The organism is Halobacillus mangrovi, from assembly GCF_002097535.1.
Classification (GTDB): Bacteria; Bacillota; Bacilli; order Bacillales; family Halobacillaceae; genus Halobacillus; species Halobacillus mangrovi_A.
Genome location: NZ_CP020772.1, coordinates 848183 through 869152, shown reverse-complemented (window position 1 = coordinate 869152; position 20970 = coordinate 848183). Strand labels below are relative to the sequence as shown.

The window sequence follows — 20970 nt, the reverse complement described above, 5'->3', positions numbered from 1 at the left end:
AGCCTAATTTCTATCGTTCCCTCTTTATACTCAGCTGATATATTCCTTTTACTTGGCACCTTTGGCAATGTGACCACTTTTCTTCCTTCTTCTCTTTATAACTTCCTGGAAAAGCCGCATGTGTAGGCTTTAGTGCCTCCTCGATCGAATGCTGAACAAACTTCTGAATTTGATCCATGTTAAAATCCTTATTTGGAAATGGTGATGTTTCTGATAAAAAATCTTTCGGCATTTTTCCATCAAAAAGATTGAACATTTTCATGAACTCTTTCATGCTTTGTCTTTCCTTTCATAAGTATTAAAGGTAGGAGGTGAATGTCAATGTCCCGCATCAATTTTAATCAATTGAACATTGATCAAATCTCCAATTCCTCTGGCGTTTATTCAGGTATGAACGCCCAATCCAGATATAAAGCCTATCAAAAACACTACGAAGGTAACGGGAAAATGGCCGGTGACCGCAACCTTCTCATAAACAATAAGCACCTTATTATCCGACCTCCCGCTAACCAGGGAGATTAGATGGTATGTTTTTTTCGAGAAAATACAAAAATGCTACCTCTAAAACGATTGAAGAATTGCACAAAGAAGTTATCCGGCTGCAACAGCTCATCATTGAAGCAGAAAAGAAAAACATTGAATATCACTTTCATTTTGATCATGTTGATATCCACGATCCAAAGCTTAATCAATTGAGTTTTCAACTCGATCACTTGGATGTTGAAGAGCTGAGTGGTGCGTTAAATCTAGGAAATAACTTTGGTGTTACTGTAAAGCAAAAAGAAAAACATCCACACGAAATGAAAACCACGAAAAATGGAATGAAGTTCACTTTTAAAGAAAAGGAGGAAAAGTAAGGTGTCCTATTTATCTCCTTATTTCTTTATTGGAAACATTCGAATCGGATCTGTTGAAAATGCCTCATGCGTTAACTTAGGAAACAATCTCCCCCACGGGTTTGAGAGTCACCAAAAGAACAATCAAGGGTTAGGAAATGTTTACGGGGATGGAAATACGTTAAAAGATCTTCGTTCTCTATTAAGTGATTCTGCCATTCTGGATATGCTCTCTCACCAGAAGGATGAACCACTGCCTGAATGGATGGAAAAAATAATTGAAGAGCAAATGAAAAAGGCCGCTCAAGATTCTCCTTGACCTATTCCATTTGCCTTTTTGCTCTCTTTTGCTGCTTCCTTCTTAATTGGCATATCCACCATGTCTTCGTCGTGAATAACGTTGATGTTTTGGGTGAGAATGTTGCCTTCTCCGATCACTTTTCCCAACCCCACGTTTTCTTTCTGTTGAGTTCTCCACCCATATTGGATATTCGGTCCTACGAATATTCCAGAACTCTTTTCAATCATATAAACATTAATGGAATCGAATCGGATTTCCATATATAAGCTCCTTACAACTGTACGTTCGGCTGCGGGTTGCTGAGTGATGGATTATAAATTGGCGTATCTGCCACATCGTTATCAACAATCACATTTAGGTTACTTGCTGAAATAAAAAAGCCGATAGGTATTCCAGCCGCATTGTTATTTTTCCCTTGCCAGCTCCAATCCGGTTGATTATTCTGTCCTGTTGAGATCAATGAATTGTCATTCAAAGAATTGACTGCAATTTGGTTAAATACTACAGACACGGGCATGAATTTCACCTCACATATATTTTGAATATCCTATTCTTTTAATTATTAATACGTGTCAGTAGCCTGTTTCAAATTTAAATTTAACCTCTTGATCTCTCTTCCGTCAGTAGAAGTTCATAACATTGGTAACAAAGATGAATTTGTATCGTTCGCTCACGTTTCAAAGTCACTTTCTCTCCATCCGATAACTCCGTTCTGCACTGCCAGCACACAGCTACTTTATCGTTGATCTCCTTTAATAGATCTTGATAATAGGACATGTCTCTCACTCCTCTCTTCTTACTAAAAATATAATCGTTGTTAGATAAAAAGTCGTCCTTATAAAATGCTTTTTTTGAGCTTGAAACTGTCTCTATACCTCCAGTTTCACGTATGGATTTTTGTCAGACAAAGGGATAACACACGATAAAACTTCAACTATGGTATATAATGGAGCAAATGGTTGAAAGGGAGATGAGAGTAGATGACATCTATACCGGTTGCTGTTCAAATGTACACGTTAAGGAATGAAACTGCAGAAGACTTTGCAGGCACCTTAGAAAAAGTAGCTGAACTCGGATTTAACGGAGTTGAGTTTGCAGGTTTTGGAGGATTATCAGCAGAAGAAGTCAAAGATTTGTTAGATAAACTCAATTTGAAGGCCGCTTCGAGCCATGTGCCTTTAGACGACTTGAAAACGAACCTTGACCAAGTGATTAAGGATCAAAAAACCATTGGCAGTCAGTATGTCGTGTGTCCTTACATAACGGAACGAACAGAAGAAGATTACACTGAGCTCGTTAGGGATCTTGAAGAAATCGGTAAAAAGTGCCGAGAAGAAGGTCTTACGCTTTGTTATCACAACCACGACTTCGAATTAGAACGACTCTCTGACGGCAGGACTGCGCTAGATAAAATTCTTGAAGAAACTGAGCCTGACCATGTGAAAGCAGAGTTTGATATTTATTGGCTGCAAAAAGCGGAGGAAGAGCCTCTGACATGGATGGAACGTTATGAAGGAAGAACTCCATTAGTCCATCTCAAGGATATGACCAAAGACAAGGAACAATTCTTTGCTGAGCTTGGTACTGGTGGAGTGAACCTGGATAAAGTTCTGAATCGAGGGGAGCAAAACAACGTTCAATGGTGGGTTGTGGAACAAGATGAAAGCCGCCTGACTCCGCTCGAAAGTTTAGAAATCAGCATGAAATATTTGAAAGATAAACTTCCCCATCTTAAATAAATTCTTATGAAATAAAAACGCCTGACTTTCAGTTGAGAGTCAGGCGTTTTTATCATTATTTATTTTGATGTATTCTCCACTTGTTGAATTCCAAATACTCACGGAATTGATCCTTAGAAACTCCCGAGTTCATAGCCTCTTGTACGAGTTTCAACCAATCCTCATCAAGGGTTTCATCCTTCGCCTCTGATTCACCATGAAGGAGAAAGTTCATAGTTACCCCCAGTTCATTTGAAATCTTCTCCAGAAACTGGATGGATGGGTTTGTCTGGATATTCCGTTCGATTGAACTCAGGTACGATTTAGCTACCCCCGCCCGTTCAGCTAGTTCAGATAGCGACATATGTCGGTCTTTACGTATTTTTTTTATGCGTTCACCGATCATATTCTCACCTTCTTTCTTGGTATTATGAGTATAGCATATTTTGTGTATTCGTTCTATTTAAAGCACAAATTTTATCATTTAGTCCTACTTATGTTCTCTGATGTATACTCCAATCTATCTAGTAGGTGATTGTTTAGTCCCTATTATTAATCATCGGATCTTCCCAGCCAAAAGTTAAATATTAAAAACCAATAATGTGTGAGTCTTAAGTAGATCAGATATACTAGGAGTAAACGAAGAATTGGGTGAAAGTTATGATCGATATCGTAGGACGTTTTGAAATTACTTTTAATCAAATCCATCAACATTTAAAAGAACTCAATGGTTATCCGAAAAATGATAACTTTGTTGAGCTTCTGCAAAGATCTAAATTAAAACATAGCGTCATTCGAGTGCATTTCGACCAGCTTAAGCAATATGCCAAGTTACGAAATGCGATCGTTCATGAAAAGACGAGCGGGGATTATTATATTGCAACACCGCATGAGAAAGTCGTTGAAGAACTGGAACGAATTAAACAAATCCTTGAAAAACCCCCATTAGCCATAGAATTCGCCACCCGCCCCGTTCTATTTTATAAGGAAGAGACTCCACTTGTCCATGTGATGGAGGCTTTTGATCAACATGGTATTTCGCAATTTCCTATCTACTCAGATGAGCGTGAATTCATAGGTCTGCTTACGAATGATGGGGTGGTCCGTTATATTTCGAGATCTGTTCAGGATGGCGTCATCGACCTTAGCCAGGTGAAGGCAAAAGAACTGATTTCAAACGAACTGATTCCGGATGTCGAATTTCTAGCTGCGACCGGTACCGTATTTGACCTTGAAGAGCGATTTGAAAAAAGCCTAGAAGAAGAACGCAAATTGAAAGCGGTCATTCTTACGGAATCAGGTGGAGCTGATGAGCTTCCAATTGGAATTGTTACCACTTGGGATCTGATCAAGGTCGATCGGAGGAATCGGGATGACTGAAGGGTCCACATCTGTTAAAGATTTTTTTGCCTTTATCAAGGGTGGTCTGCCAGCTAAAGGACTCATTGTCATCGCTCTAATATTAAGTTTGCTTGAGACAGCAGCTAGTCTTGTCGTTCCGCTATTTACAAGGAACCTAGTTGACCAACTATCGACAGGCGCATTAAGCACCGGGCTAGTTCTTTTTTTAGCAGGTACGTTCATTATTCAAACCATCTCCAGCGGTTTTTCCTATTACCTTCTGGCTTATATCGGAGAACACATCGTTTCATTTATCCGAAGAGAACTTTGGGGAAAAGTCCTGCATTTGCCGATCAGTTATTTTGACGAGCACGAATCAGGAGAAACGATGAGCAGAATTACTCAGGATACAAACACAGTAAAAAACCTGATCACAAACCACCTGGTGTCTTTTGTTACTGGAATCATATCGATTATTGGAGCTGTAATCATCCTATTAACCATTGATTGGCGTATGACGCTGATCATGCTCATAGCTGTTCCTGTTGCTTTTCTCATCATCCTGCCCCTTGGACGCAAAATGTATAAAGTTTCAAAACAAATGCAAGATGAAATGGCAGACTTCAGCGCTAACCTTGGTCGTGTTCTCAGTGAAATCCGTTTGGTCAAATCTTCAAATGCTGAAATTGCCGAGAATAAAAAAGGACGAAAAGGGATATCACAATTATTTACATATGGACTGAAAGAAGCAAAAATTCAATCTGTCATCTCCCCTTTTATGACAACCATCATTATGGTCGTTCTCGTTATCTTAATCGGTTACGGGGGTGTTCGTGTCGCTTCAGGCGCCTTGAGTGCCGGTTCCCTTGTAGCGATCATCATCTACATGTTCCAAATCGTGGTTCCTTTCAGTCAGCTGGCTACTTTTATGACCGCCTTTCAAAAAGCTATGGGAGCTACAGAAAGAATTCAAGGTATGCTATCGAAGCCTACAGAACCCTTTGACCAACCACATGAATTCCGAAAAGAACCTTTGACTTTTCATCACGTAAGCTTTGGATATGACCCAGATCATTCCATCTTACATGATTTGAATTTTACAGTGGCACCAGGAGAAACCGTCGCCATAGTTGGCCCGAGCGGTGCTGGAAAGACGACTATATTCTCTTTGATTGAACGTTTTTATTCGCCGACTTCTGGATATATTTCTGTCGGGGACCATTCGATTTCAAATATCAAGCTCGATCGCTGGCGGCAATCGATCGGATACGTTTCGCAGGAGAGTCCGATCATGGCTGGTTCCATTAGAGACAACATTTGCTACGGTGTCCATCGGGAGATCAAAAGATCGGAATTAGAAGAGGCATTAAAGCAAGCCAATGCTTATGGATTTGTAATGGAACTGCCTGATCGTATGGAAACGCTGGTCGGTGAACGAGGGATAAAACTATCCGGGGGACAAAGACAGAGAATTGCCATTGCTCGTGCGCTCTTAAGAAACCCTGATTTCTTATTACTGGATGAAGCGACATCAAATCTGGACTCTGAGTCCGAAGCAGCCGTACAAGAGGCTCTTCGTGTACTTATGAAGGGACGGACCACCTTTATCATTGCCCACCGGTTATCAACTGTAATAGAATCCGATCGTATGATTGTATTGGAAAGAGGCAGAATGACTGGTGAAGGAACACATGAAACACTCTACCAGCAGAACCCTATGTATCGTCACCTCGTTGACCAGCAAGTTCTGACATAATAGGTGTATTCTCATTTTTCTGAATGATTACTCAATTAAATCTTGTGTGAAAGCGATTCACAGTTTATGATAAAACTAACGACTATTAGTAAAAGGAGCATGGATATGCTGCGAGAAAGAAGGAACGAACCATTCCGTTATACCTTTTCGACTCCGTTACCCGGTTTTTACAATAAAAAGTTTAATCGGCAGGTCGCAGGAGCTTTGCAAGTGAAGGATATCAGCTTGAACGGACTGCGTTTTTCCTGTGATGCGAATCCAAGCCTCTCAATGAAAGATGAGTTAATTTTAACCTTTATTTATAAAAATGAAACGTTCTCTGCGGAGGGAAGAGTGATTTGGTTGAAGACAGATGAGGACGGCATGACCTGCGGTATTCACGTATATGAATTTCCTGAGCGTATGCAGGCGATTATCTATCAGTTAGGGGATACAATGAACGATTCAAATAAGATCCTTGGTTAAGAGTCTCCATATTTGGAGGCTCTTTTTCATTTCCTCAACTTTCTTTTTCTTAGTCTTGAAGTTTTCTTTTTATAGTAAAAGCCTTCTATTCCTGAAGACTGAAGAAGTCATAGTTATTCTTTGGAGAAATTACATAAGAATGAAAAAAACATACACCTATATTCACCTCAGGTCATCCAGAATCTGGATGACCTGAGGATCCATGATTACCCATCTGGCGCAGCTTTTGCGGAGGGTTCAGATTCGCGCCCCTCTAAGTCGACGGTTGTTACGTAATAGGTGTACTGCGAAGCCTTAGCCTCTGAATAAGTCTTGCGCTCGTGGGCAGATATACTCGCTACCTTTTTGAAATTTTCACCATCAGAACTACGATAAACACGATATCCTGCTACGTAGTCTTTCCTGACTGCATGCCATGTAACGAAAGTCCCGTTTACTTCCACGTTTGTTGGTGGATCAATAGTCACTTCCGGCTCTTTTAGTTTTGAATAAACAACAAGCCTATCCTGGTGCCCTCCTTGATCACGAATAAACTCCCCCGTACACGTGATAAGATTCAAACGTTTCTCATCCGTTTTTCCAAAGATTTTTGCTATAGGGGAATCGGTTTGAGGGTAACTTTTCAAATTCTCTACTATATAAATTTCCTCAGTACCTTCTTGATCAGTGACGACGATTTCGTCCCCTTTTTTCATCTTTGTTAAATCGTAAAACACAGCTGGACCCGTACGACTGTCCACATGCCCTGCAATTACAGAATTCCCCCTGCTTCCAGGCTGAGTTCCTGGTTCAAACCACCCTGCTTTGTCTGGATCATCCGGGACTCCCATTTCTCCGTTATCTAACACTCCGACAGGCTCGATCGATGCGTCTACATCAATCGATGGTATCTTAATGCGACTAGGTTTTATGCCACTTCTTTCTTGCTTTTTATTTTTTACTACCTCTTTGGAATTCATATTTTTATTTTTGTTAATGACCGTAAACTCTCCATCAAGTACTTCTTCCTCTTGCTCCTCTACTTTTAATTCCTGTGTAAGGTTTACAGAATCATTTTCAGAGTTCTCCACACGAACCACATCCGTTTTCTTTGAAGAGTCAGTTAGATGTGCCCATACATTCGTTTCATAACCGACCATAAGTAGGGCAACCAAGCCCACAACGGTAAAATAGATCTTCCATTTTCTCTCCATTGCCCATCACCTTCTACTTGTTACATATTTTCAAACACCGAAGAAGAGAGGCCCCCTCTCTTCTTCCGCAAGTACTTCCATTTACTGATGAGACTTTTTCCTGTAAAGGACTGCTCCTGTCAAGATAGTGAACGCCCCAAAGGCTACCCATATCCAATTAGAGATAGATTGAGTATCGCTCATTCCACCAAGGCCTGTATCAGGCATAGATTCTGGCATCATTTCTCCACCGAATTTGTCAGGCATTTGTTTGGCCATTGCGTCGCCCAAGTTCTCCCCAATGCCAAACATATCACCATATCCTTCACGGAAAGAATCGTAAGTGGCTTCATAATCACCTTCTACGTAGTGATCGAAAGTTTGCAGGACGTCCTCCTCATGACTCCAAACCGCTTCTGTTGCTGTTTCTTGAGGCAAATGTCCTTCCGTTGCCGTGGATAGAAACGCTCCAAAATCCTCGGAGAAAGTCTTGAGGCTTTCCTCAGCTTCCATGCGAAGTTCTTGATTTTCTTCAAGTGCAGCTGTAACTACGTTAGTCTGAGCATTGATATGATTTTGCTGCCACACCTTCTCAAACTCAGTCGCATCTTCTTCTCCATACAGGGACTGGATGACTGTTTTGAAATCCGAAGTGTGCTGATTCTCTGCCCAAGTCACAAAATCATAATCAGGAGCTTGATTAAAACCTTTTTGCATTTCCAGGGCAGCAAGAGCAAAGTGTTCAGAAGTCAATGTATTCAAGTTTGAACGCAGGTCAGCTGCTTTAGAATCCGCTTTTGTATTTTCGAATTTATCAGGCAATTGTTTTGTAATTGCTGTAGATAAAGATCTACTGATGTCGAACATACGGTTGAATCCATCTCTGAACGACTGATATGCTTTTTGATATTCTTCATTCACATAATGGTCAAATACATTAATGACGTCTTGCTCATGAGCAGCCAAAGCTTTTTTTGCTGCTTTTTCTGATACGTTTCCTTCTGTTGCTTTTGCAAGAAATGAACCAAATTCATTCACAAACTCTTCGACTTCTTTTTCTGCTTCTTGACGAGCTTTTAGATCATCATTTTTTGCAGCTTCTACAAAACGATCAGAGTAATCATTATGTGAACGGAACATTTCTTCAAACTGGTCAGCTGCTTCTTCTCCATAGACCGAAGCAATAACTGGAGTCATGTCTTTCGCATTTTGATCGAGCTGACTCCATACTTCTTCCGCATCCTCTGTATCTTCATAAGACTTCATCATAAACATCGTTGCTAAAACGAAGTGTTCCGATAACAGTTTGTCTAAATCTGCACGTAAGTCAGACGCTTGTGTTTTCACCGTTGGGCCTTTATGGTCCTCTGCCATGGCTATAGACGGGACGATTAACAGGATGGCCATCAACAAGCCAAATACTCTCTTCATTGTCTTCACGTTTTCATCTCTCCTTTTTGATTGATTCATGTATTTCTCTGTAGTGAATTATGTTTCTACCTAGCTATCGTAAGAGATGAAAGATTGGATCACATTTAAATAAGATTTTTAGATGTTTGGTACTTCGTGTTGGGAAAATGAGGGGAGAGCATTAGAAGGGGAACATCCAATTAGAAGATTGTTAAAGTCCCATAAACAATAACCCACCTCAAGATTCCATTTAATGGATGACCTGAGGTGGGTTATTTTTACACATTCTATTCATGATTAGTCTTCCACTCTCTTGCGGAAGAAGCCTGTGATTTTGTTCGATAAGTCGTCAAAATACGTGTAAACGACAGGGATTAATACCAGGGTGAAGAAACTGGATACTGTGAGACCAAAAATTATTGTTATAGCAAGCGGCTGTTGAGCTTCCGCTCCTCTTCCAACCCCAATCGCAAGCGGCACCATTCCAAGCATGGTCGTCAACGTTGTCATAAGGATTGGCCGGAGACGGTTCGGCCCGGCTTCTAATATCGCTTCATATCTATCATAAGATTTCCTTCTTAATATATTGATGTAATCTACGAGTACAATCGCATTGTTTACCACTATCCCAGCTAGCATGATTATCCCTACAAATGCTGGCAAGCTGAATGGAAGACCGGTAACAAACAGTCCTCCCGTAATCCCTATAATTGTCGCAGGCAGTGAGAACATGATGATGAACGGGAACAAGAAGTTCTCAAACTGAATGGCCATTACAGCATAGACAAGAAATATGGAGAAGATCAAAGCCAGCGATAAATCTCCAAAGGCCTCCTGCATATCCTGAGCCTGCCCGCCAATTTCATAGGAATAACCGTCTGGAAAATTAAGCCGCTCAAGCTCTGTACGTACTTCTTCAGTAGCTGTTCCTAAATCAACGTCCACTACTTCTGCTTCAACATTCACTTGCGGCTGTTGATCTTGGCGAAGTAAAGAAACAGGACCTTGAACTTGTTCAAGGTTAGCAATAGTCGCAAGTGGAATTAAACTGCCTGTTGGAGACTGCACGGACATTCCCTCTAGATCTGAAATGGTCTGTCTTTCGTCTTCAGGGAAGATCATTCTAACATCGAGTTCATCCCCTCCACTGCGGTATCGTGTTGCAATTTGACCGTTAAAAGCAAGCTGGACCTGTCCAATCACTTGTTGGTACGTCAAACCATATTGCGCAGCTTTTTCCCGGTTCACATTAATCTGCATTTCTGGCCTGCCTTCATCTGTAGAAGATGTGGCGTTATTGACACCTTCAATATCGTTCATAACATAGGCAACCTGATCTGCTAATTGATCCAATACTTCATACTCTGTTCCGTTCAATTGAACTTGGAGAGGAGCCCCTGTCCCAAGTCCAGCGTCCAACTCACTGACTTGAATTTCTGCGCCAGGCAAGTCTTTTAGAGCTTCATCGATATCCTTCATGGCCTGCTGAGTTGTGATTTCCCGATCTCCTGGATCAACGAGTTGAATGGTATAGTTAGCAAAATCGGATGATGTATTACCGATTCCGCCACCAAAGCCTCCACCGCCGATCGAAAGATAACTGACTTCAATAATCTCACTAAAGTTTTCAATTCGTTCATCTACTTTGTTCGTAAACGCTTCAGTTTCTTCCATCGCTGTGCCTTCAGGCATGTTCACATCGATTTGAATTTGTCCTTGGTCAGAAGGCGGGATAAACTCAGTCCCTATCAGGGGAATAAGCGCTGCACTTCCTGCAATTAAAGCAAGTGTAATAGCAATTGCTGTTTTTCTGAATTTTAATACCCATCTTAACATGGCACGATATCCGTCGTTGACTTTATCCATCAACCGGTCAAACCAGTATCTGCGTCCATTCTCTTTCAATGATTTCGTCAGTAATTTTGAAGATAACATTGGAATTAGCGTGACAGAAACCGCCAGTGAAGCGATTAATGCAAACATAATCGTCAATGCCAGGGGAGTGAAAAGTTCTGACGCAATTCCTTCTACAAATATGATGGGTAAAAAGACGACTAATGTCGTTGTTGCGGAGGCAATAACAGCAGGAGCAAGCTCCGAAGCTCCTTTTTTTGACGCTTCCACCATGGAATACCCTTGCTGCCTGTAACTTACGATGTTTTCCAAAATAACAATGGAACTATCCACCATCATTCCTATTCCAAGCGCTAACCCACCCATGGTCAGCACGTTTAGAGTTTCCCCTGTAAAGTACATGAGTGTAAACGTGGAGATAATAGCAATAGGAATTGAAAGTCCGATGACGAGTGTGGCTCGTACACTTTTCAGAAACAAAAGAAGTACAATAATGGAGAAAATCCCACCTAAGATGATGTTTAATACAACACTGTTGATCGAGATTTTAATAAATTCGGAGGTATCTAGCACAATCTCGGTGTCTACTCCCTCGGGCAGATCTTCTTCCATCTCATCTAAGGCATCGTTCACTTGGTTCGCTGTTTCCACAGTGTTGGCATCTGTTTTCTTTAAAACTGATAAGACAACAGACGAGGCCCCATTAACTTTTGAAATCGTGTTAGAGTTGGTTAACACTTCTTCGACTTCTGCAATTTGATCAAGAGTGACTTTCGCACCCGATTGAGACTGGATGATCGTATCCCTCACATCTTCTATTGAGTCGAACTCTCCTTCCAGTCTGATTTGCAGGTCTTTCTGGCCTTTGTTAACTGAACCAGCTGAAGCAGATTGGTTGGAGGCACTCAACGTTTGCACAATCGTTTGTGAATCGAGTCCGTACTGAGACATTTGCGCCCGATCTACAAGCACCTGTACTTCTCGAACCTTTCCGCCTTCGATATTGACAGATGCGACACCTTCCTGCCTTTCTAAAAATGGTACTAGACGGTTTTCAGCTACTTCTTGTAGTTCTTCAGGTGTATCGCCTGAAAGTCCGACAGTCATGATCGGAAGCTGCTGGGGATCGAAACGTAGCACGTTCGGTTCTCCCGCTCCTTCTGGAAGCAAGCCTCTGACTTGGTCGACATTTTCCCGGACTTGTAACAGGGTGCTATCTAGATTCACTCCTGTGTTAAATTGCATTAAAACAAGAGAAGATCCAGCCTGCGATTGCGACTGGAGAACTTCCAAACCTTCGATTGAACTTACAGAAGATTCCACAGGCCTGCTTATCAGCTTTTCCACTTCCTGCGGAGCTGCTCCTTCGTAGGTTGTGGATACTACAGCAATCGGCAAATCTATTTCCGGATAAAGGTCAATCGTTAAATTTCTTAATGAAACGAATCCTAAAGCAAGGATAGCGGCTACAACCATAATTACACCGACGGGACGCTTAACCGAAAGATTAACAAGCTTCACTTAAGCGTCCTCCTTCATGATCGTAACCTTGCCACCATCAGAAAGAGTTAATTGTCCAGTTGTAATCACTTGGGCATCCCCAGTTAAGTCTGCTTCAATCGCCGTACGGTCCGTCTGAGCTTCTACGACCTCAACGTCTAACCGAACTGCTTTCTCATCAACGACATGATAAATATACGTTTCATTTCCCTCTTCTACTACAGCATCCGTTGGAACAATCCACGTGTTCTCTACGACGATCTCCGGTAATAGGATAGTAGCCATCATTCCTGGCTTGATCTTCTCGTCTTCGTTGTCCACTTGCGCTTCTACAGGGTATAACCCTGTATCATCAGGAACGGAGGATACATATTGAATGGTGGATGGAACCGTCTGATTGATAGAGTCTATGGCAACTTCAAGTTCTTCCCCTTTTTCAAATAAAGAAAGCTGATCTGCAGTAACAGAGGCTGTTACCGTCATCGGATTGAGCCCTACAACCGTAGCGAAAGGCTGTTGATTCGTTACAAAATCACCTTCACTAGCGTTGAGAGTAGAAATTTCTCCTGAGGTGGGAGCGGTAACGGCTTCATTTGCTGTTTGGTCCTTGGCTTGATTCAGTTGTACGTTCGCCTGCTCAACCTGGAGTTCAGCTTGGTCAACACCCACTTGCGCCTGTTCCAACTGCTGCTGGGCCTGGTCAAGCTGGGCCTCCGCTTGTGCAACTGCCGAAGTGGATTGTGGCTGTTGTCCTTTCAACTGTTGATATTGCGCTTTTGCTTGATCAGCCCTGCTTTGTGCTTGCTGGTAAAGAGCTTCAGGGATCGCGCCTTCATCCACTAGCTTCTTCGTCTGATCTGCCAATTGCTGAGCCTGTTGATACTGTTCATGAGCAGCTTCGACAGCCTGTGAGGTTTGACTTTCCTCAGATTTTGCCGCCTCTTTCGCCAAGTTTACTTGTTTCTCAGCATTCTCTACCCCAAGTGCAGCCTGCTCCTTTGTAATTTGAGCGTTCTCTAGTTGTTTTTCAGCCTGACGAACAGCCAGCTGTTGCAATTCAACTTGGTTCTCCCCGTTACCAGGATCAACTACACCAATGGTTTCACCTTCTTCCACTCGATCTCCTTTTTCAACGTTTAAGGTTACAAGCTCTCCTGGCGTCCTAGCTGTCACAGGTGAGGAATTAGCAGTCGATGCTCGTCCAACGATCTCTCTGTCTATGATAAAGTCATCCTTAACAGCCTTCTCTATCTCCACGGGCGTTACTCTTTCTTCTGTTACTTCCTCCGAATCATCACCAGAACAGGCGGCTAGTGATACTGTTAACAATAACAGCATGGAAATTCTTTTCATGGCAAGACTTCCTCCCCTTTTATGTAAAAACGCTTTCTCAGTTGTGAATCGATTGATTTTATATCAGTTTCCCCAAATGCTCAGTTCTTTATCTATAGCGGTTTTCGTCCTCTGACCGAGTAGTCATAATTATGAATAATGTTACTAAACTGGGAAATGTAATGCAACTTGTAGACGGCTGTCTGAAAATGACAAAATTGTGTCATATTTTTACTCCCATGGGAAAGAAAACTTTTCAGAAAAGTACTTGTTAGACCATAATAAAACCGGATCCGCTGCCGGATCCGGTTTTCCCCTATTGAAGTGAGTTCCCAAGCTGGGAAACAATCAAATCAAGTTTCTTAACTTTTGGAAGGTCGTATCCGCGAAAACGCTCATCAAAATGTGCGAATACGGGTTCTAAAGCCTCATCATACATCAATTCTCCATAAGTCTTATAAGCATGTTGATATTGTCCGATATATCGCTTCATCTTCTTTTCAAAACCGGACAAATGATACGTGGAGGAAAAATCAAAAGCTTTGACTATATCTCCATCATACGTAGGGAATTCAGGGTTGATCGTATGGAGCATGGAAGTTGCCAATGGAAACTGCATCGTAGGATTTCCTTTGTGGTTCTTCACTTCGTAAAGGCTTTTGGTAATTTGGACGATATTAGGCCGCTCATATCCTCGCTGTTCTTCCATCAATTTGAAGTAGTAAGTTTCAAACTCCTTCGTTAAGCTAGGATTATCTAGCCTGAAGAAATGCCGAAATACAAATTGATACAAGGTGTCATCGGGTACGTACGTATCCTGATATACCGTATGAAGATACACATATACGTCCAACTTTTCTTGGGGGATGCTGTTAATTACTCTTTCGAAATCTCCTAATAGTAAGTCTTTCAGATCACTAGCCGTTCTGTACTTCATCATTAATCACCTCTATTCGCTTATTCCACGCACAAAAAACCAGGAAACTCCAAATTGTAAAGTTTTTATGAATCTTTGTCTTACTATTCATTCTACATAAGCTAGGGGTATTTTCCAACAGATAACAAAAAGCTGAACTAAGGAATTCTTAGTCCAGCTTCTAGGAATATACATTTCTTAAATAGAACTTGGGTTACAGGAGAGATTGAAAAGGAATTCGAATACAGGGATACAGAGTGAAGAGAGGTGATTTCAGATCATTAAAACTTTTGCCGTCATAGGTATTAGATTCTTCCTTCTTGCCATGTCTAGCTATTTGTTGGACTACTTAGCTTTATTTCATTTTTTTCCAATCTGTACTACAGGTGGCATATGTATCATGATGGCTAGTATTTTAATATCTTTTAGCAAAAATAAATAAAAGCCGCTTTAGGAGAGCGGCTTCAAAAGAAAACTTTACTCGTTTCCATTTTCGTTGTTTTCACCATTATCCATTGTATCTTCGTTCGTCATATCTTCTTCAGTAGCATCATTGTCACCGTCAGTCATGTCACCTTGATCTTCTTCTGTTTCTTCGGTTCCGTCCGTTCCGCCCTCGTCCATATGATCTTCTTCATCCATATTACCTTCGCCGTTTTCTTCCTCTTCATTCATGTTTTCTTCTGTATCATTTCCTTCTTCCATTTGCTCATCTTCCGTAGCACAAGCACCTAGAAGAGAAAAGGTTAAAAGGGCAATCAAAAGCTTTAATGGCAGTGTTTTCATTTTGTGTTTCCTCCTTTTTAGTGATTACGTCCCGTATTATACCCATCCCATTTTGTTTCATACCATTTTGTGGATAAAAAAACACCCCGGTGGATGACCGAAGTGTTCCATTTACTTATCTAAAATTTTTATTAATAGAGCGCGCTAAAAAGGTTGCAAATTGTTCTCTTGTAATTCTTTGATCGGGGCCGAATTCTGTTTCACTTACCCCATTTGTAATTCCAGAAGCATAAAGCCTTTCAACAGCTTCTTTATACCAGTCATTATCTTTTACATCAGTGAAAGGTTCCTCTATGGATGCAGACGGGAATTGATACACTCGCTGAAGAAGAACAGCCATTTCCCTTCTTTTTAAATAGGAATCTAAGTTGAAGCGGTTCTTATTATCTCCTTCAAAGATTCCTTCGTCTGCTAATGCAGCCACTTCATCATAAAAGTCACTGCTTTTTGGAACATCAACAAATCCAGGGTCTGGCCGGTTAGTCAGGTCAATATTCTCTGCACGGACTAAAAATAAAGCTGTATTTTTACGTTTTAAAGGATCCTTATAACCAAATTCGTCTTCACTATAGCCTTTTAGAATGTTCATGTCATACAAGTATTCAATAGATTCCACTGAATAATTATCTTTAGGAACATCCTTAAACTTATTGCGAAGATATGGACTTGCAACATATCCTTCTGTGCCATTCTCCAATTTGACTGGATAAAAAACGAATGAGTTTAGATTAGGGGATTGATCGTACTGATAAGGCCCGGTTACAGTTGCAAGATCACCTTCATTTAGAGTTCCAACTATCTCTGCCTTTGTCGATGGTGCTTTTCTAACTCTTAGATCTACGATAGAGCCAATCGTTTGGTCTTGATTGTAGAAGTGTTTAGATTTAGTGAAGGGGATCAAAAAATGGTATTGATCTTTCATGAATTCAATGCTTTTGTCACTCTCAGTATCATATTCGAAGTCTTCCGCCTTAAAATCCATTCGAGCTAATTCATCATAGCCTACTCCAGCTCTAATGCTAGAAAAGATCTCCTCTTGGTAAGCTCCTTCATTCGTTTCACCGGTTGCTTGCTTTACCGGGCTATTTATAGGCTTCGTTCCGTTGTACGCCATTACAGCGAAATACCAATGTTCAATAACATGACGATCTTTATTATTTATCGCTGGTAAATCAGTGCGTTCAAATTTGTCATTCAAAGTATTTATTCCAGCTTCAATGTTGTAGAGAATATCGTTCTTCAATTTTTCTTGATCGAAAGCTGGTTGATTGGTCAATTGCATGATGCCGATCCCTCCATCCGGCGAGATCACAGGTTCTCCATCTTCATCAAACTGTTCCAATTTGCTTTCTTTCTTTGCAATCTCGATTACGATTTCAGGAGGCACATCATCCTCAATAGCCGCTTCTGTCAAAAGACAAATGGCTGTCTTATAATCGGGGTTTTCTCCAATCTTTCCATCATAGTCACATTTTTCTTTAATAGATGCTTCCGCGTGTACTTCAGTGCTTGAAAAAGCTGCAATAGAGCTAAGCAACGTCACCGCAGCTACTGTTTTAAGCACCTTTCCTATAGTAATAATGACACAACTCTCCCTTAGTAGATTGATAGATTCGTACTAGCCTCCTAGAATTGTACCATAATATACCTTTCCAACCAATTCCATAAAAAAAGTCCGGATGTGAGATCCGGACTTAAACTTCATTTAATTATTTCAATGCGAACATAATTTCCGCTTCGCATGCAACTTCCCCATCAACAGTGGCTTTTGCTTTTCCTTTACCCATCGGTCCTTTAAGGCGGACGATTTCTACTTCCAGCTTCAACCTGTCACCAGGTTTGACTTGACGCTTGAAGCGGCATTTGTCGATCCCCGTAAAGAAGGCTAGTTTACCCTGGTTTTCCTCTTTCTTAAGCATTGCTACCGCTCCAATTTGAGCAAGAGCTTCTGTAATTAATACTCCTGGCATAACCGGGTAGTCTGGAAAATGTCCCTGGAAAAATGGCTCATTCACCGTTACATTTTTATATCCGACAGCTCGTTCTCCTTCTACTACTTCTTCCACTTGATCAATCAGAAGAAACGGATAGCGGTGCGGAATGACTTTTTTAATCTCTTCAATATCTAACATAATCTGGCTCCTTTCGCACATACTATCCCTATTATAAAGGTCGATTAGTCGTTCGACAAAATTTATTTTAAATGAAGATCATGCTTTTACATTAGGAGGTTAAACGATGATCTGGACTATTTTGATTGTCCTGCTGGTATTGTGGCTGCTTGGTATAATCGGAGGAATCGCCGGAAACTTGATACATTTACTGCTCGTCATTGCTTTGATCGTCCTTATCGTTAAACTTGTAAATGGCCGTGGACACTAGCTCTGTGGGATCTCATAACAAAAGTCAGCCTGATCTTTTTAGACCAAAGCTGACTTTTGTTATTTCTTAAGAGGATCTGATGTATTCCTTTTGCTGAGAAGCAATCGTCTGTTCAGAACTTCCAGCCATTTTTGTATGTCTCATTTCTTTGACTGGAGCACTTGGGCTCAGCCAGAATGTGTACCAGGATCCTTCCTTGACAATAGGGTCTAAATCAAACATATCGAATTGGCAGTGCTCAGAGATTTCCTGAAGCTCTTTTTTATTTGGCAAAGCAAAAAGGTTTGAATGGGCTACAAAGAAGCTATTAAAAGCTGATGAGAAAGCTTCCCCATGTTCTGTTTCATTGATAGGAGTAATGACAGAAACCAGCCCCCTTTTGCTCACATATTGATGGATGTGATCCAAAAGTTGATGTCGGGCCTCAGGATGGATATAGTGGAATATGTTGTGAAGCAGTACAACATCCGCTTTGTGGTCGTCCTTAGGCTTCCATTCACTAATGTCACCAACTACATACTCAATGTTTGAAAAGCCCTCAGACAGCTCTCTCGCTCTTTCAATTACTTTATTGTTCAAATCCACACCAATCATCTGGATTTCAGGGAATTCTAACGCAAGCTTTCTTAAATATCCTCCATGACCGCACCCCAAATCGATTATTGTTTCTACATTGCGGTCTCGGATCATCTTTTTAATTTTCTTAATGGCAAAATGTTCAAGTAATGCAGATGTTTCTGCCACTACTCCACCGTGTAATTCGTGATCGAATAACGCCCTTTCCTGTGATCTCATAATTTCAGGGTACTTTAGCATCGTCGGCAGATGAAGCTCCATCATTTCTTTTAAGAGGGCTTTTACTCCTGGAGAGTCATCCTTACCCATTAGAGAGGCACAGCGCCTTTTAGAAGTCCGGTATCTGCTGTTCGGTCTTTTTTTCAAATGTTTCACAGCCACCCCTACTTTTACCCAGGAAGCGAGCAGATCATAAGGATAACCTGTCTTCTCACTGACAGCTTCTACAGTTCTGGCACTCTCGAATTCACTGAATAAACCAAGTTCTGAGCCTACATAAGCATGCCAGCTAGGTAAAAAAGACTCATTTTTCTTCATCCACTTCCTCGCCTGCATCGCCGTTACCCATTCATTCATGTGACCCATCCTTTCTATATCGTTCTTTCCAGGGATAGTCTTCTGCTTCAGAGAATAAGAAATTTCTCTGGGTTTCAGCAGAGATTTGTTTTTTTCTGGCGGGAAGCACTCCCCCTTGAACAGCTCTATCGATCAGAGTGAAGTCCCAGCGACCTAAACCAGAAATATTTAACATCTGTTTCACATGTAGCTGATCATCGTCCAATATGCGCTGCACAGCATTCATCCGAAGCTTCCTCCACCATTCATTTCTAAAAGAATAAACGAGTGCAGATAAATGACTAAGCTGAAGCAAAAATTCTACACGCGGCTTGCGAACGTCTTCATAATAGTGAAGATACTCATGATAAGGCTTTCCTTCTTCTTTGCACCATGCAAGCAACTCTCCCAACACGTCAGCATCCTGAACAGCTAAATTCATGCCTTCTCCTGCCATAGGATGTACCGTATGAGCCGCATCACCTATAATTGCTAGATTACCTGAATAATAATGATCAACGTGATAAGTAAAAGGAATCATTAACTGAACTTTTTTCCATTCCTTTAGGCTGCGAACACCTTCTGTCAGCTCTGGTTCCAACTCACTATAAGCACGGTATAAGTATTCCAGTCCTTTTTCCTTAATGTTTTTGTACTCACCAGCTTTAATTAGAAATACCGTCCGCACTTCATTATCTGGGAGAGGGAAAAGGCCGAGAAAACAACTCGAGGTCGTAATGATTTTTCCCTTAGTAAAGTCTTCAGGTCTTGGTATGGTGACGGTTAAAAAATGGTGATTATAATCCTTTCTTTCTACTTGTACATTCATTGCGTCTCTAGTAGGAGAACTGCGGCCTTCGGCTCCAATATAGACCTTTGCTTCGATATAAGTAATCTCTTTTTTTTGTTTGATTTTCGCCATGCCATTTTCAAACCCTAAAAATCTGGCGCCTGGGAAATAATGAAAATACTGGTCGTAGGATGCCCCTTTTTTTCTTAAGATCGACTTTGTTGTTTCATGAGGCACCATCAAGGCATGATCGTAACGGCTGGCTACTCGACTATAATTCAATTCAGTCAGATTAACTTCTTCTGGAGGACTTTCAGGGATTCGGTTTATTTCTTGAAATCGTAACTGATCAATGGGATGACCACAGCCTTCGATCTCATTAATCACACCGAGACGCTCAAGAATCGCTAGTGTTTTAGGTTGTAAGAGCTCGCCTTTGTAAACGGGGGATTCTTTTTTTAGCTGCTCCGCTATAGTCACATGGACACCGCGACTGGCAAGTTTAGCCGCTAAAGTTAAACCACCTACACCGCCCCCAGCAATAAAAACGTCCGTCTTCATTTCCTCTCCCTCCCCCGTTGTGTAATTATTTCTGTTACGAATAGATTCCCTATTCCATAACTTGAAAACATATGGATAAGTTAGGAAGATTTCTTTTATTAACAGCTTATCGACGTGTTCTTAGTTGTTCCTATATATAGCAAAATATTGGAAGACTCGAATACAAGGTAATAGGTATTTGAACCTTTCCGTTACCAGGGATAGAAATAGGAGGTCCGGGAAATGACTCGCTTTCCGCGGGGCATGCGCTGAGCCTTCTCGAGCTATCGCTCTCCGGGGTCTCACCTGTCATGCTCATCCCACAGGAGTCTCGCCATTTCCCGGACCTCCTTCCGATTGTTTGGAATAACGGAAACACAAAATGAAGAAGTTAAGTTGGAAAAGCATCTCCGCCATCAAGAAGATCATACATAAGATTGCTAGAGCTCAATTGGTCAGAATTCTTCTATATACCAGCATTTAGTCTGGATCAGCGAAATCGGGAAATATCGTCAAGTTCCGGTATATCAGTCCAGTAATGTACTTAACTGTACACGCGTGTCTTATTCCTATTCAATAAACTTTATGGGCTCTAAGTTGATAGAGCCCTATCATTCCTATTGTTGGTCCGTTCACTACAGAATAGATGGGGTGGGTGGAAAACAGCGAGACTCCCGCGGGAGAAGGATCTAGGCGAGACCCCACAGAGAGCGCAGCGAACGAGGAGGCTTGCCAGTTCC

23 protein-coding genes are annotated in these 20970 nt (G+C 41.3%); 8 read left to right on the top strand and 15 right to left on the bottom strand.

Going from position 1 to position 20970, the window contains the following annotated elements:
• Positions 1-10: 10 nt before the first annotated feature.
• Entirely contained in the window at positions 11-274 is a 264-nt protein-coding gene (locus tag HM131_RS04350) for a hypothetical protein (RefSeq protein WP_085028325.1), read from the bottom strand.
• Positions 275-321: 47 nt separating this feature from the next.
• Here HM131_RS04350 and HM131_RS04345 point away from each other — a divergent pair, with 47 nt between their 5' ends.
• Genes HM131_RS04345 through HM131_RS04335 form a run of 3 tightly spaced genes read left to right on the top strand, consistent with a single transcriptional unit; the run spans position 322 to position 1155 of the window.
• Positions 322-522: a hypothetical protein gene (locus HM131_RS04345; RefSeq protein ID WP_085028323.1), complete on the top strand. Its 201-nt coding sequence runs from the start codon at positions 322-324 to the stop codon at positions 520-522.
• A 5-nt stretch (positions 523-527) separates the two neighbouring features.
• A complete protein-coding gene (locus HM131_RS04340) occupies positions 528-857 on the top strand; it encodes a hypothetical protein (protein WP_085028321.1) in 330 nt (109 codons plus the stop codon).
• A 1-nt stretch (position 858) separates the two neighbouring features.
• On the top strand, positions 859-1155 hold the full coding sequence (locus HM131_RS04335) for a hypothetical protein (RefSeq protein WP_085028319.1): 297 nt from the start codon (positions 859-861) through the stop codon (positions 1153-1155).
• Here the strand turns inward: HM131_RS04335 and HM131_RS04330 are convergent.
• The 3 genes from HM131_RS04330 to HM131_RS04320 form a co-directional block, all read right to left on the bottom strand.
• Positions 1140-1397 carry a hypothetical protein gene (locus tag HM131_RS04330; RefSeq protein ID WP_085028317.1) on the bottom strand — a complete coding sequence of 86 codons (258 nt, stop codon included), beginning with the start codon at positions 1395-1397 and terminating at the stop codon, positions 1140-1142. The genes HM131_RS04335 and HM131_RS04330 overlap by 16 nt on opposite strands.
• An 11-nt stretch (positions 1398-1408) precedes the next feature.
• Positions 1409-1654 (bottom strand): hypothetical protein, encoded by a 246-nt coding sequence (locus tag HM131_RS04325; RefSeq protein ID WP_085028315.1) that lies wholly within the window; start codon positions 1652-1654, stop codon positions 1409-1411.
• Between the two features lie 80 nt (positions 1655-1734).
• The gene (locus HM131_RS04320; RefSeq protein WP_085028313.1) at positions 1735-1914 is read right to left on the bottom strand and encodes a hypothetical protein; all 180 of its coding nucleotides are present in this window, start codon (positions 1912-1914) and stop codon (positions 1735-1737) included.
• 203 nt (positions 1915-2117) lie between these two features.
• Between HM131_RS04320 and HM131_RS04315 the strand changes: the two genes are divergently transcribed.
• Positions 2118-2876 carry a sugar phosphate isomerase/epimerase family protein gene (locus HM131_RS04315; RefSeq protein WP_085028311.1) on the top strand — a complete coding sequence of 253 codons (759 nt, stop codon included), beginning with the start codon at positions 2118-2120 and terminating at the stop codon, positions 2874-2876.
• A 55-nt stretch (positions 2877-2931) separates the two neighbouring features.
• On the opposite strand, the gene HM131_RS04310 is transcribed toward HM131_RS04315, so the two are convergent.
• Positions 2932-3261: a helix-turn-helix domain-containing protein gene (locus HM131_RS04310; protein ID WP_085028309.1), complete on the bottom strand. Its 330-nt coding sequence runs from the start codon at positions 3259-3261 to the stop codon at positions 2932-2934.
• A gap of 254 nt (positions 3262-3515) precedes the next feature.
• Between HM131_RS04310 and HM131_RS04305 the strand changes: the two genes are divergently transcribed.
• From HM131_RS04305 to HM131_RS04295, 3 genes are all read left to right on the top strand, one after another.
• Positions 3516-4235, top strand: a complete 720-nt coding sequence (locus tag HM131_RS04305; RefSeq protein WP_085031788.1) for a CBS domain-containing protein — start codon at positions 3516-3518, stop codon at positions 4233-4235.
• Complete coding sequence (locus HM131_RS04300) at positions 4228-5952, top strand: ABC transporter ATP-binding protein (protein WP_085028307.1); 1725 nt, start codon at positions 4228-4230, stop codon at positions 5950-5952. Before HM131_RS04305 ends, HM131_RS04300 begins: the two co-directional genes overlap by 8 nt.
• Before the next feature lie 105 nt (positions 5953-6057).
• Positions 6058-6417, top strand: a complete 360-nt coding sequence (locus tag HM131_RS04295; RefSeq protein WP_085028305.1) for a PilZ domain-containing protein — start codon at positions 6058-6060, stop codon at positions 6415-6417.
• A gap of 206 nt (positions 6418-6623) precedes the next feature.
• On the opposite strand, the gene HM131_RS04290 is transcribed toward HM131_RS04295, so the two are convergent.
• The 8 genes from HM131_RS04290 to fabZ form a co-directional block, all read right to left on the bottom strand.
• Positions 6624-7610, bottom strand: coding sequence for a class F sortase (locus tag HM131_RS04290; RefSeq protein ID WP_085028303.1), 987 nt, complete (start codon positions 7608-7610; stop codon positions 6624-6626).
• 81 nt (positions 7611-7691) lie between these two features.
• The gene (locus HM131_RS04285) at positions 7692-9020 is read right to left on the bottom strand and encodes a copper amine oxidase (RefSeq protein WP_157130887.1); all 1329 of its coding nucleotides are present in this window, start codon (positions 9018-9020) and stop codon (positions 7692-7694) included.
• A 276-nt stretch (positions 9021-9296) separates the two neighbouring features.
• Complete coding sequence (locus HM131_RS04280) at positions 9297-12374, bottom strand: efflux RND transporter permease subunit (RefSeq protein WP_085028299.1); 3078 nt, start codon at positions 12372-12374, stop codon at positions 9297-9299.
• Positions 12375-13706: an efflux RND transporter periplasmic adaptor subunit gene (locus tag HM131_RS04275; protein ID WP_085028297.1), complete on the bottom strand. Its 1332-nt coding sequence runs from the start codon at positions 13704-13706 to the stop codon at positions 12375-12377.
• Between the two features lie 295 nt (positions 13707-14001).
• Positions 14002-14625 (bottom strand): hypothetical protein, encoded by a 624-nt coding sequence (locus tag HM131_RS04270; RefSeq protein ID WP_232324868.1) that lies wholly within the window; start codon positions 14623-14625, stop codon positions 14002-14004.
• A gap of 453 nt (positions 14626-15078) precedes the next feature.
• On the bottom strand, positions 15079-15387 hold the full coding sequence (locus HM131_RS04265; protein WP_085028293.1) for a hypothetical protein: 309 nt from the start codon (positions 15385-15387) through the stop codon (positions 15079-15081).
• A 115-nt stretch (positions 15388-15502) separates the two neighbouring features.
• Entirely contained in the window at positions 15503-16951 is a 1449-nt protein-coding gene (locus HM131_RS04260) for an S-layer homology domain-containing protein (protein WP_085028291.1), read from the bottom strand.
• Between the two features lie 145 nt (positions 16952-17096).
• A complete protein-coding gene (gene fabZ, locus HM131_RS04255; protein ID WP_085028289.1) occupies positions 17097-17519 on the bottom strand; it encodes a 3-hydroxyacyl-ACP dehydratase FabZ in 423 nt (140 codons plus the stop codon).
• A gap of 106 nt (positions 17520-17625) precedes the next feature.
• Here fabZ and HM131_RS20565 point away from each other — a divergent pair, with 106 nt between their 5' ends.
• Positions 17626-17769, top strand: coding sequence for a lmo0937 family membrane protein (locus HM131_RS20565; RefSeq protein WP_157130759.1), 144 nt, complete (start codon positions 17626-17628; stop codon positions 17767-17769).
• Between the two features lie 66 nt (positions 17770-17835).
• Here the strand turns inward: HM131_RS20565 and HM131_RS04250 are convergent, their stop codons facing one another.
• Both HM131_RS04250 and HM131_RS04245 read right to left on the bottom strand, forming a co-directional pair.
• Positions 17836-18921: a class I SAM-dependent methyltransferase gene (locus HM131_RS04250; RefSeq protein WP_085028287.1), complete on the bottom strand. Its 1086-nt coding sequence runs from the start codon at positions 18919-18921 to the stop codon at positions 17836-17838.
• Positions 18914-20251, bottom strand: coding sequence for an FAD-dependent oxidoreductase (locus tag HM131_RS04245; RefSeq protein ID WP_085028285.1), 1338 nt, complete (start codon positions 20249-20251; stop codon positions 18914-18916). Before HM131_RS04245 ends, HM131_RS04250 begins: the two co-directional genes overlap by 8 nt.
• Positions 20252-20970 lie beyond the last annotated feature (719 nt).